The organism is Brevibacillus gelatini (genome assembly GCF_003710935.1).
Classification (GTDB): domain Bacteria; phylum Bacillota; class Bacilli; order Brevibacillales; family Brevibacillaceae; genus Brevibacillus; species Brevibacillus gelatini.
In genome coordinates, this window is record NZ_RHHS01000030.1 from 86,991 (window position 1) to 103,723 (window position 16,733).

17 protein-coding genes and 1 tRNA gene are annotated in these 16,733 nt (G+C 52.7%); 14 read left to right on the forward strand and 4 right to left on the reverse strand.

Annotation, left to right across the window (positions count from 1 at the left end; all coding sequences use genetic code 11):
- Position 1: 1 nt before the first annotated feature.
- The 6 genes from EDM57_RS13405 to nadA all read left to right on the forward strand — a co-directional run bounded on the left by EDM57_RS13405 (position 2) and on the right by nadA (position 6,517).
- Positions 2–454, forward strand: a complete 453-nt coding sequence (locus tag EDM57_RS13405) for a threonine/serine exporter family protein (RefSeq protein ID WP_122905247.1) — start codon at positions 2–4, stop codon at positions 452–454.
- Entirely contained in the window at positions 426–1,853 is a 1,428-nt protein-coding gene (tilS, locus tag EDM57_RS13410; RefSeq protein WP_122905248.1) for a tRNA lysidine(34) synthetase TilS, read from the forward strand. Before EDM57_RS13405 ends, tilS begins: the two co-directional genes overlap by 29 nt.
- Positions 1,850–2,389 (forward strand): hypoxanthine phosphoribosyltransferase, encoded by a 540-nt coding sequence (hpt, locus tag EDM57_RS13415; protein ID WP_122905249.1) that lies wholly within the window; start codon positions 1,850–1,852, stop codon positions 2,387–2,389. The genes tilS and hpt overlap by 4 nt, the downstream gene beginning before the upstream one ends.
- 69 nt (positions 2,390–2,458) lie before the next feature.
- On the forward strand, positions 2,459–4,384 hold the full coding sequence (gene ftsH / locus EDM57_RS13420; protein WP_122905250.1) for an ATP-dependent zinc metalloprotease FtsH: 1,926 nt from the start codon (positions 2,459–2,461) through the stop codon (positions 4,382–4,384).
- 94 nt (positions 4,385–4,478) lie between these two features.
- A complete protein-coding gene (locus tag EDM57_RS13425; protein WP_122905251.1) occupies positions 4,479–5,348 on the forward strand; it encodes an HAD family hydrolase in 870 nt (289 codons plus the stop codon).
- 224 nt (positions 5,349–5,572) lie between these two features.
- Positions 5,573–6,517 (forward strand): quinolinate synthase NadA, encoded by a 945-nt coding sequence (nadA, locus tag EDM57_RS13430; protein ID WP_122905252.1) that lies wholly within the window; start codon positions 5,573–5,575, stop codon positions 6,515–6,517.
- A 96-nt stretch (positions 6,518–6,613) separates the two neighbouring features.
- Here nadA and EDM57_RS13435 read toward each other — a convergent pair whose 3' ends face one another.
- The 3 genes from EDM57_RS13435 to EDM57_RS13445 form a co-directional block, all read right to left on the reverse strand.
- Positions 6,614–7,903 carry an FtsW/RodA/SpoVE family cell cycle protein gene (locus EDM57_RS13435; RefSeq protein ID WP_122905253.1) on the reverse strand — a complete coding sequence of 430 codons (1,290 nt, stop codon included), beginning with the start codon at positions 7,901–7,903 and terminating at the stop codon, positions 6,614–6,616.
- The gene (locus tag EDM57_RS13440; protein ID WP_122905254.1) at positions 7,900–8,235 is read right to left on the reverse strand and encodes a PadR family transcriptional regulator; all 336 of its coding nucleotides are present in this window, start codon (positions 8,233–8,235) and stop codon (positions 7,900–7,902) included. Before EDM57_RS13440 ends, EDM57_RS13435 begins: the two co-directional genes overlap by 4 nt.
- A gap of 182 nt (positions 8,236–8,417) precedes the next feature.
- Positions 8,418–8,909, reverse strand: a complete 492-nt coding sequence (locus EDM57_RS13445) for a PCYCGC domain-containing protein (RefSeq protein ID WP_122905255.1) — start codon at positions 8,907–8,909, stop codon at positions 8,418–8,420.
- A gap of 193 nt (positions 8,910–9,102) precedes the next feature.
- On the opposite strand from EDM57_RS13445, the gene EDM57_RS13450 reads away from it, so the two are divergent.
- From EDM57_RS13450 to EDM57_RS13480, 7 genes are all read left to right on the forward strand, one after another.
- Positions 9,103–10,089: a metal ABC transporter substrate-binding protein gene (locus tag EDM57_RS13450; protein WP_122905256.1), complete on the forward strand. Its 987-nt coding sequence runs from the start codon at positions 9,103–9,105 to the stop codon at positions 10,087–10,089.
- A gap of 189 nt (positions 10,090–10,278) precedes the next feature.
- Positions 10,279–11,049, forward strand: a complete 771-nt coding sequence (locus tag EDM57_RS13455; protein WP_122905257.1) for a metal ABC transporter ATP-binding protein — start codon at positions 10,279–10,281, stop codon at positions 11,047–11,049.
- 37 nt (positions 11,050–11,086) lie between these two features.
- Positions 11,087–11,926: a metal ABC transporter permease gene (locus EDM57_RS13460; protein ID WP_122905258.1), complete on the forward strand. Its 840-nt coding sequence runs from the start codon at positions 11,087–11,089 to the stop codon at positions 11,924–11,926.
- A gap of 38 nt (positions 11,927–11,964) precedes the next feature.
- Complete coding sequence (locus EDM57_RS13465) at positions 11,965–12,390, forward strand: Fur family transcriptional regulator (RefSeq protein ID WP_122905259.1); 426 nt, start codon at positions 11,965–11,967, stop codon at positions 12,388–12,390.
- Positions 12,391–12,539: 149 nt separating this feature from the next.
- Positions 12,540–14,162 carry an L-aspartate oxidase gene (nadB, locus tag EDM57_RS13470; protein WP_122905260.1) on the forward strand — a complete coding sequence of 541 codons (1,623 nt, stop codon included), beginning with the start codon at positions 12,540–12,542 and terminating at the stop codon, positions 14,160–14,162.
- The gene (gene nadC / locus EDM57_RS13475; RefSeq protein ID WP_122905261.1) at positions 14,152–14,997 is read left to right on the forward strand and encodes a carboxylating nicotinate-nucleotide diphosphorylase; all 846 of its coding nucleotides are present in this window, start codon (positions 14,152–14,154) and stop codon (positions 14,995–14,997) included. Before nadB ends, nadC begins: the two co-directional genes overlap by 11 nt.
- A 12-nt stretch (positions 14,998–15,009) precedes the next feature.
- Positions 15,010–15,774: a type III pantothenate kinase gene (locus tag EDM57_RS13480; protein WP_122905262.1), complete on the forward strand. Its 765-nt coding sequence runs from the start codon at positions 15,010–15,012 to the stop codon at positions 15,772–15,774.
- A 197-nt stretch (positions 15,775–15,971) separates the two neighbouring features.
- Here EDM57_RS13480 and EDM57_RS23910 read toward each other — a convergent pair whose 3' ends face one another.
- Complete coding sequence (locus tag EDM57_RS23910; protein WP_281274236.1) at positions 15,972–16,100, reverse strand: hypothetical protein; 129 nt, start codon at positions 16,098–16,100, stop codon at positions 15,972–15,974.
- 461 nt (positions 16,101–16,561) lie between these two features.
- Here EDM57_RS23910 and EDM57_RS13485 point away from each other — a divergent pair.
- Positions 16,562–16,654: transfer RNA gene (locus EDM57_RS13485), tRNA-Ser, on the forward strand.
- The last annotated feature ends 79 nt before the right edge of the window (positions 16,655–16,733 follow it).

The following is a 16,733-nucleotide window of genomic DNA, read 5'->3' on the forward strand; positions in this document are numbered from 1 at the left end:
TATGTTTTTTCAAGGTTTGGCGCTGAGCTTCGTCTCATCAATGGCGTGGTGTGTGCTGTTTAACGTCCCGGTCCGCACCATTTTTGCAGGCGGATTGGCGGGGATGGTCGGTTTTTGCGTGTACTCGCTTTTGCCGAGCCTGGGCGCGGAAGTGTTGCTTTCGACATTTGCATCCGCGGCGATCGTCTCGTTGCTGAGTCAATTTTTATCCATCTTGCTTCGCGTTCCTTCGACCAACTTCAGCGTTGCGGGCATCATCCCGCTCGTTCCGGGGTCATTGGCTTACAAGTCGATGCTTGCTTTCGTCAACAACAACTACGTGGAAGGCATTACCCTGGCGACCAAGACGCTGATGGTAGCAGGAGCTATTGCATCTGGACTTATTTTTGGTATTTCTGTCGTGACGATTTGGAAAGGAGCCCGCTATGCTGGCAAGCGTACACAACGAGATTGAGGCTGCCGGGCTTCTGCTTCCCGGTGAAACGATTGTGGTAGGGGTTTCCGGTGGCAACGATTCTACAGCTCTTTTGCATATATTGGCTTCTCTCAATAAAAAATATGACTACGGCTGGACGCTGCACGCCGTACACCTGAATCACGGCTTTCGCGGAGAGGAGGCCAGGCTGGACGCCCGGTACGCAGAGGCGTTGTGCAGCGAGCTTGGCGCAGTTTTTCACCTGTTTGAGTACGATGTCCCCTCTTATATGAAAAAGACGGGAAAAGGGAGCCAGGAGGCGAGCCGCGAGCTGCGCTACCGTTTTTATCGGGAAGTGGGCGTTGCGCACGGGGCGAGCAAGCTGGCATTGGCGCATCATGCAGACGACCAGGTAGAGACGATTTTGTTTCGGCTCGTCCGCGGCAGCAGGCTGCAGGGACTGACTGGCATGCCGCAGCGTCGCATGCTGGAAAATAGCCAGATTGAACTGGTGCGTCCCCTGTTGTATAAAACGCGTCAGGAACTGGAAGCCTATTGCCAGGAAAATGGTCTTGTCCCGCGCGAGGACAGCAGCAACCGCTCGCGCAAGTACAAGCGCAATCTGCTGCGCCTTGACGTGATGCCTTTGCTTGCCAAGGTGAACGAAAAGTACCGCGAGCATATTCTCGATCTGGCCAGGGCGATTTCCCAGGATGAAGCTTGCTTGACAGGGCTGGCCCGCGAACGTCTGGATGAGGTGACAATTGAAAAGAAACAGGAAGCATTTCTGATTGACAATGACAAGTTTCAAACTTGTGACGTTGCTTTACAAAGGAGAATGATTACTCTAATATTAAGTTATCTCTCAAAACATACCGAATGGTCTTCGCAGCATGTGGAGACCGTTTTGCACATGCTAGGGGGGAGTCGCCCTTCTGCGGAACTGCATTTGCCCGACAAGCTGGTGGTAAGCCGGATGTACGGACGAATTCTTTTCAGTCGTAGAAAGCGGCAAGACTGCATACATACCTATAGTTACGAACTCGCAGTTCCAGGGGTGACCCGGATCGACGAGAGCAATGCCACGGTACATATTTCTTACCTTGAAGGTCCCATGGATTGGGGGCGTCTCCCGGACAACGAAGCGGTGTTTGACGCCGATCAGCTTCCAGGAGCGCTGTATTTGCGTAACCGGAAACCAGGAGACCGACTCACTCTGTTTGGCTCGGCAGATGGAAAGAAGCTGAAAGATCTACTCATTGATGCCAAATTTCCGCGAGCATGGCGGGACAAACTTCCGCTTCTGACGGCGGGCGATGAGGTGATTTTGGTACCAGGCGTGCGCCGTTCCGCCGTAGCGCCGGTAAATGAACAGACCAGGCGTTTTCTGCACGTGCGGGTTGAGTTTGGAGAAGATTGGCGGGAGGTTTTTTCATGAATCAAGACATCGAGAAGATTTTGCTATCAGAAGAGGATATTGCAAGAAAGGTAAAGGAATTGGGCAAGACACTGGCTGCCGAATACAAGGACAAAAATCCGCTGGTGATTTGCGTTCTGAAAGGCGCGGTTCTTTTCATGGCTGATCTGATCCGTCATATGGATATTCCGTGCGAAATGGATTTCATGGCGGTTTCCAGCTACGGAAGCGGCACCGAGTCCTCGGGTATGGTGAAAATCCTGAAGGACCTTGATACCTCCGTGCAAAACAGACATGTGCTGATTGTCGAAGACATCATGGACAGCGGACTGACACTGAGCCGACTGGTAGAGCTGTTGCGCCATCGGGAAGCTGCTTCTGTGAAGGTTGTGACACTCCTCAACAAACCGGAGCGTCGCAAGGTGGATATTTCGCCAGACTACAGCGGTTACGATATTCCGGACGAGTTCGTCGTCGGATACGGTCTGGACTATGCCGAGAAGTACCGCAATTTGCCGTACATCGGGATATTGAAGCCTGAGGTCTACACCAAGTAGCTTTGTTGTGGAGACTTAGCAAAATATGATAAAATGTGAAAAGTGTCTGTTCGTGAGAGGAGGTAAGGAATGAATCGCTTTTTTCGTAATACCGGGTTCTACCTGCTGATTTTTCTTGTCACGGTCGGGATCGTGAATTTCATCCTCTCCGGTACTGATAAGGTTGGGAAACTTACATATCAGGATTTCCGGGTACAGCTGAAAGCTGACAATGTTACAGAGCTATCCATGCGTCCTGAAAACGGTACATACAGGGTAGAGGGTACACTGGCTAAAGCTATTCCGGGACAGGAAAGCAACAAATTTTTTACCAACGTTCCTTTGTACGACTCTGATGTTGTAAAGCTGGTCGAGACGAAAATTGATGAACAAAAACTGAAAAAGGTAGAGTTCAATCCAGCGGAGGGCAACAGCATTTGGCTCACGTTCCTGACCTCGATCATTCCTTTTGTCATCATTTTCATCCTGTTTTTCTTCCTTCTGAACAATGCTCAGGGTGGCGGCAGCCGGGTGATGAACTTCGGAAAAAGCCGCGCGAAGCTGTACAACGAAGAGAAGAAGCGCGTTACGTTTGACGACGTAGCGGGTGCAGATGAAGAAAAAGCGGAGCTGGAGGAAGTCGTTGAGTTCCTGAAAGACCCGCGCAAATTCAACGCGGTCGGTGCCCGTATTCCAAAAGGGGTTCTGCTCGTAGGTCCTCCGGGTACTGGTAAAACCTTGCTCGCCCGCGCTGTTGCTGGTGAAGCAGGTGTTCCGTTCTTCAGCATTTCCGGTTCTGACTTTGTGGAAATGTTCGTCGGGGTGGGTGCATCCCGCGTACGTGACCTGTTTGAAAACGCGAAGAAAAATGCTCCGTGCATTATCTTTATCGACGAGATCGACGCCGTAGGTCGCCAGCGTGGAGCTGGTCTCGGCGGCGGTCATGACGAGCGCGAGCAAACACTCAACCAGTTGCTCGTAGAGATGGACGGTTTCGGTGGCAACGAAGGCATCATCATGGTGGCTGCGACCAACCGACCTGACATTCTCGACCCGGCGCTTCTGCGTCCAGGACGTTTTGACCGTCAAATTACAGTGGATCGTCCCGACATCAAAGGCCGTGAAGCGGTGCTCAAGGTTCATGCCCGCAACAAGCCGCTTGGCGATGACGTGAAGCTGGATGTGATTGCCCGTGGTACTTCGGGCTTCACGGGTGCAGATTTGGAGAACCTGCTCAACGAAGCTGCTCTCCTTACCGCCCGCAAAAACAAAAAGCAAATCAGCATGAAGGAAATCGACGAAGCGATCGACCGCGTCATTGCTGGTCCGGCGAAAAAATCTCGCGTTGTCAGCGAAGAGGAAAGACGCCTGGTTGCTTTCCACGAAGCCGGTCATACCATTATCGGCTATCACCTGAGAAATGCAGAAATGGTACATAAGGTAACGATCATTCCGCGCGGCCAGGCTGGCGGATACACCGTGATGCTGCCAAAAGAAGACCGTTTCTTTGCAACAAAAACAGATTTGCTCGACAAAATCGTCGGGTTGTTGGGTGGACGAGTGGCTGAGGAGCTGGTGCTCGGGGATATTAGTACCGGGGCACATAACGACTTCCAGCGCGCAACCGCGATTGCCCGCAGCATGATTACCGAATACGGGATGAGCAAGCTCGGCCCGATGCAGTTCGGCAAGAGCCAGGGACAGGTATTCCTGGGCCGCGATTATGGCAACGAGCGCAACTACTCCGACCAGATCGCCTATGAGATCGATCTGGAAATGCAAAACATCATCAACGAATGCTACGCAAGATGTAAAGAACTGTTGACCAAGCACCGCGATCAGCTTGATCTGATTGCCAACACTTTGCTGCGCGTAGAGACGCTCGATGCTGAGCAAATCAAGCAATTGATCGAGACAGGAAGAATGGACAACGATCCGGACTATCCGGATAACGGTGATGTGGTCGTCAACATTCAACCAAAACAAGAAGAAACAAACGAAGAACCGAAACAATAAGGGGCGCCTCAGGTGCCTCTTTTCTTCATCAATGAACAAGAAGCGCGCAGTGGCAAAAAGCATACGCAACCGAATCGATGGAGGAGGAGACAAGATGTTGCTTACACCGGAAATGGCCGCATTTGATATGGACGGTACGCTGTTGAACAAGGCGTCGCAAATGACAGAAGGGACGAGAGAAGCACTGTTCAAGCTGCAGGAGAAGGGCTGCAAGCTGGTGCTGTCGACAGGCAGAATGTTTGGCTCGGCCCAAGTCCCGATTGACTCGTTTCCATTTGACGGATACGTATGCAGCAACGGGGCTGCCATTTACGAAAAAGACGGCACGCTCGTTCGCCGCTTTTTCTTGCCGAAGCAAATGGTAATCGATGCAATCCATGCGCTGCGACAGGAGCCGATTTACTACGAGCTGCATGATACAAAAAGCAATCGCTGGATGGTGCAGGAGGATCGAGAGCGTCTGGAGGCGATCATTGAGCAGGATGCATCAGTGGAAGGAGTCTCCATGCGGCAGTTTGCGTTTTACAAGCTTGCCCGCGTCGCGCCGCTTGCGGAAGTGCTGCAGCAAATCGAATCCGGAGAAGCGGAAATCGTCAAGTTTTTCATCTGGGACAACAATCCGGAGCGCCTCAAGTGGGTTGCCGAACAATTCAGCCCGTGGCAGGAGCAGGTGACGATCACTTCGTCCGGCAAGGATAATATCGAGGTTATTCCCCAGGGCGTCTCCAAATGGGAAGGGCTGCTGTATTTTTGCAAAGCATGGGGAATTGCACCAGAGCAGGTGATGGCGTTCGGTGATGCGGAAAACGACCGCGAGGCACTGACCGGGGCTGGCTATTCGGTCGCGATGGAAAACGCGTCGCCAGCGCTCAAGGAGATTGCCAAATATATTGCGCCGCATCATAACGACGATGGTGTTGCCAGATTTATTCTGGAACGGGTGATTGGCGAGCCGCCAAAATAGGCCAGACTGCCCGCCTCCGAAACCGTCCTTGACCGGGACGGTTTTTTGCTGCCTTCCATCGACAGCAAATGGCGAGAACATGCGGGAGCTATAGGCTTTTTGTATAGGGGTCCTGGGAACAGGAAAGCATAGAAAAATCATGTAACAACGCTTACATTGACAAGACCCGGTTATCGGCTTACAATGACCGTAAATTATGACACCACCGTAGGGGGATTTTTTCCATGGACGCTTTAGCGTTAGAAAAAAAAGCCCAGCGCAACGCTGAGTTACGTGAACGATTGATGCAGCTGAAGAAAGAGCGTAATGCCATCATTCTTGCTCATTTTTACCAACGTCCTGAGATTCAGGAAGTAGCCGACTTTATTGGGGACTCCTTTGGACTGGCACAAAAAGCAAAGGAAACCGATGCAGATGTCATCTTGTTCTGCGGGGTTCACTTCATGGGAGAAAGTGCAAAAATTCTCAATCCCCAAAAGAAGGTCATCATCCCTGATGAGCGTGCAGGCTGTCCAATGGCGGACATGGTGAACGTAGAGGGGCTGCGCAAGCTAAAGGCACAGCATCCAAATGCGAAAGTCGTGGCGTACATCAACACTTCTGCTGACGTCAAGGCAGAGACACACATCTGCTGTACGTCGTCTAACGCAAAGCGGGTGATTGAATCTGTAGACAGCGATGAGATCATCTGGGTTCCGGACAAAAACCTGGGCCACTATGTATCCCAGTTCACGGACAAGAAGATGATTATCTGGGAAGGCTACTGCAATACGCATGACCAGTTGTCTGTCGAAGACATCATGACGTTGAAGCGGCAGCATCCAGAGGCATTGGTTGTCGTGCATCCGGAATGCCGCCCGGAAGTGGTTGCCTTGGCCGACTATGTAGGCTCCACAACCGGAATCCTCAAATACTGCCGCGAATCGTCCCACAAGGAATTTATCATCGGGACCGAGGACGGCACACGCTACATGCTGGAAAAGGACAGCCCGGACAAAAAGTTTATTTTCGCGTCCAAATACCTCGTCTGCCCGAACATGAAGGTGAACAACCTGAAAAAATGCGTCGAGGCGCTGGAAACGATGAAGCCGGAAATTTACGTGCCAAAAGATATTGCAGACGCAGCGCGCGCTTCGTTGGAGCGGATGCTGGAAGTAGCTCCGGCGTAAACGGGTTCGTCATTTTTTCGAGAATAGGAAAGGGAGCAAGGCTTGTCAGAAGCTTTGCTCCCTTTGTTTTGTTGGGCAGGCACGCAAAAGGCTGGTCTAGGACTGCGCCAGAGGCTGGATGTCTTTTCGGCGATAAATGTTCAGCGCAAGCCCCATCAGTGCCATTTGCAAAATCAGGTGCGTATTGCCGTGGCTGATAAAAGGGAGGGGAACCGATACTCGGGGCAGCAGTCCGAACGTCATGAGCATGCTCCAGAAGTAAGGCAGGAAGGTCAGCACAGCGATGCCTGTCAGCAGCAGCGAGCCGTACCTGTCTTTTACCCGCTTGATTGCGCGTATCCAGCGACCGGCGAGGAACAGACCAATGGCGAACAACATCGCCCCAGCGGCCAAACCGAAGCTGTAGATCAGATAAGCAAAAACAAAATCCGTTTCGGTCGCAGGGAGGGTATCGAGACGCGAGCCGAATCCTTGCCCCCACAGCCCGGCGGAGCGGACAGCCTCCAGCATTTGAATGGCGAGATAGCCTTTTCCATTCGGATCGTTGTAAGGAGAAAGGTAAGCGAGCCACCGATCCAGCATGTACGGGCTAGAAAACAGGTAGACACAGCCGCTGGCGCTTGCGGCGATCCATCCACTGACAGCCAGCAGGGTACGCCGTTTGACAGGGGAAGCCGCCAGGAGGAAGAGGAAGGCGCTCCCAAACAGGACCAACATAAACGTTTGCTGCTCGGACGCCAAAAGCAGGCATGGCGGGAGGAAGTAGGCAAGTGCCCTCCATGTGATGTGGCGGCCGTTCCAGTTCCATTGGGCAAAAATTCCGGCCAGCGCGACTGTGAACAAAAAGGGACTGAGCGCGACGAAATTGACGAGAGTTGACCCAATGGCAAGATGCGGGATGCCGTTTAGCATTTCGCCGTTGTGCAAGGTAAACAGCAGAACGATCAGCGTCGCAAGGTAAAGATAGCGGCTGTATTTTAGCAGCTTGCGGTAATTGGAAAACAAAATGAGCACAAACAGGATGCTGCCGATCAACATGCCAACAAGCTTATTCTCGACGAGCTTGTCGTTGACCATTGCCGTGTGAAGCGAAAACATGGTCAGCAGTCCGACGCCAAGCAGAATGGCAATCATCGCCACGATGCTCCATTCCATACGCGGCTTGTGGGCTTGATGCAACTGGCGGCCAATGGATACGGGATCACCCATCTCGGCAATCGCCTGAGCAATCGCCGCTTCTTCCGAGTACCCTGCTTCGCGGTAGTCGGCTATTTTTTCGGCAAAATGCCCTTCCAGCTCCAGCCGGATGGCAGGGTGAACTTCCTTGCTGGCAATTTGCCTGCAAACTTCCTCTATGTAATTTGCTATTTTGTCCGGCTGGCTCATGACGATTCACCGCCCAATACTTGGTCTACTGCGCTGCGAAACGAGATCCATTCCCGTTTTTTGTCCTGGAGATGCCGTTTGCCTTCTGGCGTGATTTGATAATATTTGCGTTTACGCTCGCCGTCTCCCTCGCTCCAGAACGCCTCGACTTTTCCTTCCGACTCCAGCGTGTGCAAAATCGGATAGAGCGTGCCTTCCTTCAACGTGAGTACGCCGTTTGAGTTTTTTTCCATCGTCTTAATCATTTCGTAGCCGTACATCGGCTTTTGTTCGAGCAAGGTCAAAACCAGGATGACTGTACTGCCCTTCATCAGCTCTTTGTTAATCGTCATGGGTACCTCCCTTTTGTATCGAATTTGGATGCATCGGAAATCTAGGTATAATTGTAAACGGTCATGTCCCGGATGGCAACTGTTAACATGGATCGGGTCCCCAGCAAAAAAAAGCTCCCTCGTGAGCGTAAGGAAGCTTTTTTGCGACCAAGCGCCAGAACCTGACGCCATCTCTCCGCTGTTCAAGACGGCATCGGAGTCGGTGTCGGTTTTCCGTAGCCTTCTTTGTAGGTGTGGTCGATGTAATCGCGAATTTCTTTTGTCGATTTGCCCGCCTGCTTCAGCTTGGAGGAAATAACGGCAATCTCCATGCAGACGCCGCAGCGTGTCCCGTGGTCATCCCAGACGATGGAGCCATCCGGCTTTTCCTCTTTGATAAAGCAGTTGCCGTTGTGCAGATGCCCAGCACTCTCTCCGCAGCCGCAGTAGCAGGGGATGGATTTGAGCAGTTCGCGGTTTGCGGCGGCGATTTTGTACGATTCGATAATGACAGGGTCTTGATTATCCAAAAACTTCGGAAGCTGGTCGACAGAAGCGGTCATTTCCTGCAGGTCCCCATTCGGGGCGTGCTGTGCGTGATTCGCGTGATCGTCGGCAGCCTGATCGGCAGAGCCGCAGCCGGCAAGCAGAGCTGCGGTGATGAAGCTGACAGCTAACCATGATTGACGTTTCATTTTGGACATACCTCCTGCCCATTATCTTATCATAACGGCTTGGAGAAATTGTGAAGCGATGCGCAACGTTGCAAGCAAATGACGATTAAATCGGAATAAATCCTATTTACTTTTTGGGCTTCTGTCCGTATAATGAAAAACGATCATGAAACTAAATCGGAATCATTTTGAATTGGGTAGGAGGAGCATAGAGATGAAAAAGGGCCTGATGGCGATCGTGAGCCTGATTGCAGCGGTCAGCATTGCCGGATGCGGCGCAGCCGAGCAGACAGCAAGCACGCCGCAAACTGGCGGCGATGCGAATGCCAAGCCAAAAGTATATACGACTATTTATCCGCTCGAATACGTAGCCAAGCGCATCGGAGGCGACCATGTGGAAGTGACGAACATCATTCCAATTGGAGTAGAACCGCACGATTTCGAGCCAACCGCAAAAGACATGGTCGCGTTGGCGAACGCAGACATTTTTGCCTACAACGGCAGCGGCCTGGAGCTGTGGGTCGATAAAGCGGTTGGCAACCTCGACAAAAACAAGACGGTCATCGTCAATGCGTCGGAAGGTCTTGAGTTGCTGAAAGCGACAGAAGAGCATGAGCATGAACATGAGCACGAGCACGAAGGAGAAGCGGCCACCGAGGAGCACGACCATGACCACGGCGAATTTGACCCGCACGTCTGGCTGGACCCTACGAAGCTGAAAGCGCAGGCAGAAAAAGTGAAAAATACGCTGGTGCAAAAAGACCAGGCCCACGCTGCCGATTATGAGAAAAACTACGCCCAATTGGCTGCTGACCTGGACCAGTTGGATCAGGAGTTTCAAAACATGGCTGCACAAGCTGCCAAAAAAGAGTTCATGACCTCGCACAGCGCGTTCTCCTATTTGGCAAATCGGTACGGACTGGAGCAGGTGGCCATTTCCGGGCTGAATCCGGCTGACGAGCCGTCTCCGGCAGAATTGAAAAGCCTGGTGGAGCATGTGAAGGAACACAACATCTCCTACGTTTTGTTTGAATCACTCGTCTCACCAAAAGTAGCGGAAGTCATCGCGAAGGAAGCCGGCGTGAAGACAGCTACCCTCAATCCGCTCGAAGGTTTGACAGAGGACGATGTAAAAGGCGGACGTGACTACTTGTCCATCATGCGTGACAATCTGGAGACTTTGAAGGTCGCCTTGCAATAAAAGCAGCGTGAACAAAATGTCGCTACATAAAGCGGCATTTTTTCTTTACCCGCTTGCCCCGCTTGTGCCTTTGACCTGACTGCCGTATTCCGGCTTTTTTGACCATGGAAGGGTTGTGGTTCGGGGAAAATCGTAGTAGGATGTAAGGTAGCAAATCAGAACAAATCCGATTTAAAGGATGATTATTGCATGGAAGCAATGACCCAAGGAGTGCCTGTGGTAAAGCTCACGGACGTCTCCTTTCAATATGAAGACAAACTGGTGCTGGATGGAGTCGAATTTTCGCTTGAACGGGGAGAGTTTGTCGGGATTGTCGGCCCGAATGGCTCGGGAAAATCGACACTGATGAAGCTGATCCTTGGCCTGCTCACTCCGAACAAAGGAACGGTCGAGCTGTTCGGGCAGCCTTTGTCCAAATTCCGCGAATGGAACCGGATTGGCTATGTAGCACAGCAGGTAGCTCACGGGGCTGGCGGTTTTCCCGCGACGGTGCAGGAAGTCGTGGCTTCCGGTCTGGTGGGCAAGGTCGGTCTTTTCCGCAGGTTGACCGCCCGGCATCATGAAAGCGTGCGCGCCGCCGTTGAGCGTGTCGGCCTGGCGGAAAAGCTCAACCAGCGCATCGGCAGCCTGTCTGGCGGACAATTGCAGCGTGTGTTCATCGCGCGTGCGCTCGTGGCAGAACCGGAGCTGCTGATTCTCGACGAGCCTACAGTTGGTGTGGACCAGGAATCGATTGAGCAGTTTTACGGCCTGCTTCGCTCGCTCAAGGAGGAAAACGGCCTGACGATGATGATCGTGAGCCACGACGTCGGCGTCATGTCGCAATGGGTGACAAAGGTAGCTTGCGTGCAGAAGAAGATTCACTTCCATGGAACGGCTCACGAGTTTGAGCACAATCAGGAAAAAATATTGCAGAGCATGTATGGTGATTCTGTGCGCCTTTTGTCTCATCACCATTAAGCCGTTGCAAACGAGATAACAAAGAAGGAGTATGACCATGCTGGCTGATTGGTGGCAGTATGATTTTTTGCGGTATACCCTGTTTTCGGGGATTTTGATTGGCCTGATTTGCCCGTTGCTCGGGACGTTTCTCATCGTCCGGCGCTTGTCGATGATGGCCGACGGTCTTTCTCACGTCACGCTCTCGGGCGTGGCGGCGGGGATGCTCGTCTCGAAAAAAATTGCCTTTTTCTCGGCAGTAAACCCGCTGTTTTTCGGGATGCTTTTTGCGGTAGTCGGCTCTTTGTTCATTGAACGGCTGCGCAAAGTGTACAAAGCGTATCAGGACTTGGCGATTCCGATCATTTTGTCCGCGGGTCTCGGGCTGTTTACGGTGTTAATCAGTGTGGCGGACGGATTCAACGCTGACCTGTACTCGTATTTGTTCGGGAAAATTGTCACCGTCTCCATCGAGGACTTGTATGCGCTGATTGGCGTGGCCGTCGTTGTGCTGGGCACCGTCTTTTTGATCTACAAGGAACTGTTCGCTGTCTCCTTTGACGAAGAGTTCGCCCGGGTGTCCGGTGTCGCGCGCAGATCGATCAACCTGTGGTTCATGGTGCTCGTGGCGCTTACGATTGCTGCTTCCATGCGCATTGTCGGCGTGCTTTTGATTTCCGCGTTGATTACGCTTCCCGTTGCGGCGAGCCTGCAAATTGCGCGAAGCTTTCGCCAAACAATCTTTTTCTCCATTCTTTTTGCGGAAATTTCCGTGCTGAGCGGTCTGTATTTTGCCTATCTCTTCGATTGGGCATCTGGTGGTACAATTGTGTTGATGGCTGTTTTGATTATGCTCGTTGTCTTGGGGATCAAAAAGTTGCGTGTAATCATGCGATAGAGTCATCACGTCAAGACAAAAGGAAGGAGTGTTTGTCGATGAAAGTGGAAGAAGCCCTGCAAATTTTGAAGGCGAACGGGTACAAATATACCGGCAAGCGGGAGGAGATGATCCGCATCTGCGCAGCCGAAAAGCGCTACTTGTCTGCCAAAGATATTATGGAACGAATCAAGGAGCAGTATCCGACGCTCAGCTTCGACACGGTTTATCGCAACATCTCCACTTTTGTTGAGCTGGGAATTCTGGAGGAAACAGAGCTGGACGGAGAAGGCCGTTACCGTCTCGCTTGCTCTGCCGACGGGCATCATCATCACCACGTCATCTGTACGGAATGCGGGAAGACTTCTTCTCTGCCAGGCTGTCCGATGAACGTCCTGGCGGCTGTGCCGGATGATTTTCAGGTGACCGGACACAAGTTTGAAGTGTACGGAACCTGCAAGGAATGCATCGCCCAGTCCAACTGAACATCGTGTCCTGCAAAGAGTGTTCGCCTGTGTGCGGATGCTCTTTTTTGTACGCCTGAACAGGAACTCGTCCAATGTAGTTTTCATCCGGTCGGTATTTGCTATAATGGGTGGGAAATCATCAGTTACGGAGAGAAGGGACAGCAGCCATGATTCCCCGTTATATTGCGGATTTTGATTTGCAGTCGTTGCCTCGAATGAAAACAGACGTAGCCGTTGTAGGAGCAGGGATCGCCGGGTTGTATACGGCATTGCAGACGAGCGAGTATGCCGATGTAGTTTTGATAAGCAAAAAAGGGCTGGATGACAGCAATACCCGCTGGGCGCAGGGAGGCATTGCCGCCGTGACGGCCAAGTCAGATTCTCCGGCTTTGCATCGTCAGGATACGCTGATCGCGGGAGCTGGACTTTGCTCGTACGAAGCGGTGGAAGTGCTCGTACACGAAGGGCCTGAGCGCTTGAAGGAACTGATTGCATACGGTACGGAGTTTGACCGGGATGAACAAGGCCAGTATGAACTGACGCAGGAAGGCGCACACAGCAAGCGGCGCATTTTGCACGCCAACGGGGATGCGACCGGAGCAGAAATCGTCCGCGCTCTGTCGAAGCGGGTGATGGAGCAGGCGAACATTCGCGTGCTGGAGCACCATTTTGCCATTGATGTGGTCACACAGGATGGGGAGTGCGTGGGGGTTATCGTGCAAAAGCCGGAGGGAGACATGTTTTTCCTGGAGGCAAAAGCAACCGTGCTGGCAACCGGGGGAGCAGGGCAACTGTACCGCTACACGACCAATCCGGATATTGCCACCGCCGACGGTATCGGCATCGCCTATCGCGCCGGGGCGCGCATCAAGGATGTCGAGTTCATCCAGTTTCACCCTACGGCGCTGTACTATCCGGGAGCGCCGCGCTTTCTGATCTCCGAGGCGGTACGGGGAGAAGGCGCCATTTTGCGCAACAGCAACGGCGACCGCTTCATGGACAAGTACCATCCGCAAAAAGAGCTGGCGCCACGCGACATTGTAGCCCGCGCCATCGTTTCGGAGATGGAGCAGACCAAATCGTCGTTTGTCTATCTGGACATCACGCACGAGCCGGAGGAGCTAATCAAGCGCCGCTTCCCGACGATCTACAACTTTTGTCTGCAATACGGGCTGGACATGGTAACAGACTGGATTCCGGTTGCCCCTGCGTGCCACTACATCATGGGCGGCGTTCAGACCGATCTGAACGGGGAGACGACGACCAGACGGCTGTTTGCCTGCGGGGAAGCGTCCTGCACGGGGGTGCACGGTGCCAACAGACTGGCGAGCAATTCGTTGTCGGAAGCGGTCGTGTTCGGACATCGCATCGCGCAGCGGATCAAGCAGCTGCCGGAACTGCCTGACATTCGCCCGGTCCGGGCTGTATCGGAATACCGGGAAGCGCGAAAGTTTAGTACACGTGAACAGAGAGTGAAGCTGCAAAAGCTGATGCTGCGGCATGTCGGCGTCAAACGCGACGAAAAAGGCTTGTTGAAAGCACTGACGGAGCTGGAGCGAATGGGGCGGTTTTACCAATATGCGGCGCAGGATCGGGAGACGTTCGAGTTTTTGAACCTGCTGAACGCAGCGGTGCTGACGACGAGAGCCGCGCTGCTTCGCGAGGAAAGTCGCGGCGGACATTATCGCAATGATTTTCCGAATAAGGACGATTTGTTATGGCGCAAGCATTTGATCCAGACGTTTGCGGACGGCGTTCAAGAGGAGTGTGGAAAAAACGATGTGGAATAAACGAGAGCTGGAACGCAAGATCGAAGAGTGGCTGCAGGAGGATATCGGCTTTGGCGATGTGACGACGCTGAGCACGATCCCGGAGTCTGAGCAAGGAACGGGAATTTTGTACGCAAAGGAAGCGGGAGTGATAGCAGGACTGCCGATTGCCCGGCAAGTTTTTGCGACGGTTGATCCCGATCTGGTGTTTACGGCAAAAGTGGAAGAAGGGCAACGCGTAGAAGTCGGTCAGGAGCTGGCGGAGGTGAGCGGCTCCGTGCGTTCCATTCTGAGCGGCGAGCGGCTTGCGCTTAATTTGATGCAGCGTCTGTCCGGTATCGCGACGAAGACGAGCGAATACGTGGCGGCGGTAGCGGGAACGAAAGCGCGGGTAGTGGATACGCGCAAGACGACTCCGGGACTTCGTTTTCTGGAAAAGTACGCTGTTCGTGTCGGAGGTGGCCACAATCACCGTTTTGCCCTGTACGACGCAGTGATGATTAAGGACAATCACATCAAGGGAGCGGGCGGCATCGCACAGGCCGTTGCCGCCGCGCGCGCAGCGATTCCGCACACGATGACGGTAGAGGTGGAGGCGGAGTCGCTGGAACAGGTGCGTGAAGCATTGGAAGCGGGCGCGGACATTATCATGCTGGACAACATGTCTTTGGAAACCATGAGAGAAGCGGTGGCGCTCATTGATGGGCGGGCGGTTGTCGAGGCTTCCGGAGGCGTCAGTCTGGAGACGATCGGAAATATTGCCAAAACGGGCGTGGATGTCATCTCTGTCGGCGCTCTGACCCACTCGGTCAAGGCGTTTGATATTAGCCTGGATTTGAATACGCGCAAACGGTAAGGAGCGACCTGTATGCTACTGGTGATCGACATAGGCAACTCCAACATCGTCCTTGGTCTGTACGAGGGCGAGGTACTGCGGCATCATTGGCGGATTGCCGCCGACCGGAACAAGACAGAAGACGAGTACGGCATGCTGGTAAAAAGTCTGTTTGACAGCGCGGGGCTGACTTTGCAGCAGGTTAAAGGGGTCATTTTTTCCTCGGTTGTGCCGCCTTTGAATACGGTGATTGAGCGTATGTGCGGCAAATATTTGCGGCAAAAAGCGCTCATCGTCGGGCCGGGGGTCAAGACCGGGCTGAACATCAAGTACGAGTATCCGCGCGAAGTAGGCTCGGACCGGATCGTCAACGCGGTAGCGGCCATTCACGAATACGGGGCCCCTTTGATTGTCGTCGATTTTGGGACGGCGACGACTTTTTGCTATGTGGACGAGCGTGGGCAGTATTTGGGGGGAGCGATTGCCCCGGGTATCGGCATTTCCACAGAGGCGCTGTTCAGCCGGGCGGCAAAGCTGCCGCGCATCGAAATTGCAAAGCCTGCGAGCGTAGTAGGGAGAAATACGATTGCGGCCATGCAGGCAGGCATTTTTTACGGATTTGTAGGCCAGGTCGAGGGAATTGTTCGCCGGATCAAAGCGGAGTACCAGACAGAACCGACAGTAGTAGCAACAGGCGGGATGGCTTCGCTTTTGGCAGACGAGACATCGTGCATTCAGGTGGTCGATCCTTATTTGACCTTAAAAGGATTGCGCCTGGTTTATGAGCGGAATCAATGAATGGTGAACGTCTCTTTCCTTGTATGAAGAAGGCCAAAGGTGTTAAACTGGGAGTATAGCCTTTGCGTTTTTCGGCATACGAATGAAAAGGAGCCAAAGCCGTTGCAGCGGCACTTGACTCCCTGGACAAGAAGCTGTGGCACGCCCACGGCGCGCATGATTACAAAACCAGCGAACCCACCGTCGGGCGGTCAACCTCAGGCGGTGGGTTTTCGCTTGTTACGCCGCTTTCTTGCCCATCGGTACAGCTTTCTGCCACTAAACCACAGGCTGAGCAGCGTCGCCAGTACCTTCAGGAAGAGGTAGAGCGTGCCGAGCGAGACCATCAGCTTCACCCCCTTTGTAGGAAGCTGCGCCGTGGCCTTCCACCGCCAATCTTGTCCTATGGTAAAGTATACCATTATTTATTGCTTTGACCATCCAGAAAAGCGTGTTTGCTCGCTTTCTTAACGTACGGGATGTATGCCCGATCGCAGGTATGCTTGGGAAAGAAGTTTGTGTTTTACAAGTGGAGTAAAATTCGGTTTCACAGGCAATTATAAGTGCGTAGCTTGCAAAGACGGCTTGGCGTAGTCAGCGAAAAAGAAAATCGGTTTTTGTTTAATTTTTCGTTGACAGCGCATGACTCACGCGCTAAAATGGCTATTGTGCCTGGCAGAAAAGTTATATGACAGTGAACTTTTTAAATGAAATTAAAAAAGTTCTTGCCAAGCCCACAAACTTATGATAGTATATGAATTCCGAGGGAAAAACAAGGTAGATCACTTTGATCCCTTTCCATATATATGGATGGATGTCCGAGCGGCCGAAGGAGCACGATTGGAAATCGTGTAGACGGGGATAACTCGTCTCGTGGGTTCAAATCCCACTCCATCCGCCATTCATTTTCATGGCCCGTTGGTGAAGCGGTTTAACACAGCAGCCTTTCACGCTGTCATACAGGGGTTCGAATCCCCTAC

Coding starts and splice junctions, on each gene's coding strand:
- EDM57_RS13405 (WP_122905247.1), top strand. CDS start 2: ATGTTTTTTCAAGGTTTGGCGCTGAGCTTCGTCTCATCAATGGCGTGG.
- tilS (WP_122905248.1), top strand. CDS start 426: ATGCTGGCAAGCGTACACAACGAGATTGAGGCTGCCGGGCTTCTGCTT.
- hpt (WP_122905249.1), top strand. CDS start 1,850: ATGAATCAAGACATCGAGAAGATTTTGCTATCAGAAGAGGATATTGCA.
- ftsH (WP_122905250.1), top strand. CDS start 2,459: ATGAATCGCTTTTTTCGTAATACCGGGTTCTACCTGCTGATTTTTCTT.
- EDM57_RS13425 (WP_122905251.1), top strand. CDS start 4,479: ATGTTGCTTACACCGGAAATGGCCGCATTTGATATGGACGGTACGCTG.
- nadA (WP_122905252.1), top strand. CDS start 5,573: ATGGACGCTTTAGCGTTAGAAAAAAAAGCCCAGCGCAACGCTGAGTTA.
- EDM57_RS13435 (WP_122905253.1), bottom strand. CDS start 7,903: ATGAGCCAGCCGGACAAAATAGCAAATTACATAGAGGAAGTTTGCAGG.
- EDM57_RS13440 (WP_122905254.1), bottom strand. CDS start 8,235: ATGACGATTAACAAAGAGCTGATGAAGGGCAGTACAGTCATCCTGGTT.
- EDM57_RS13445 (WP_122905255.1), bottom strand. CDS start 8,909: ATGAAACGTCAATCATGGTTAGCTGTCAGCTTCATCACCGCAGCTCTG.
- EDM57_RS13450 (WP_122905256.1), top strand. CDS start 9,103: ATGAAAAAGGGCCTGATGGCGATCGTGAGCCTGATTGCAGCGGTCAGC.
- EDM57_RS13455 (WP_122905257.1), top strand. CDS start 10,279: ATGGAAGCAATGACCCAAGGAGTGCCTGTGGTAAAGCTCACGGACGTC.
- EDM57_RS13460 (WP_122905258.1), top strand. CDS start 11,087: ATGCTGGCTGATTGGTGGCAGTATGATTTTTTGCGGTATACCCTGTTT.
- EDM57_RS13465 (WP_122905259.1), top strand. CDS start 11,965: ATGAAAGTGGAAGAAGCCCTGCAAATTTTGAAGGCGAACGGGTACAAA.
- nadB (WP_122905260.1), top strand. CDS start 12,540: ATGATTCCCCGTTATATTGCGGATTTTGATTTGCAGTCGTTGCCTCGA.
- nadC (WP_122905261.1), top strand. CDS start 14,152: ATGTGGAATAAACGAGAGCTGGAACGCAAGATCGAAGAGTGGCTGCAG.
- EDM57_RS13480 (WP_122905262.1), top strand. CDS start 15,010: ATGCTACTGGTGATCGACATAGGCAACTCCAACATCGTCCTTGGTCTG.
- EDM57_RS23910 (WP_281274236.1), bottom strand. CDS start 16,100: ATGGTCTCGCTCGGCACGCTCTACCTCTTCCTGAAGGTACTGGCGACG.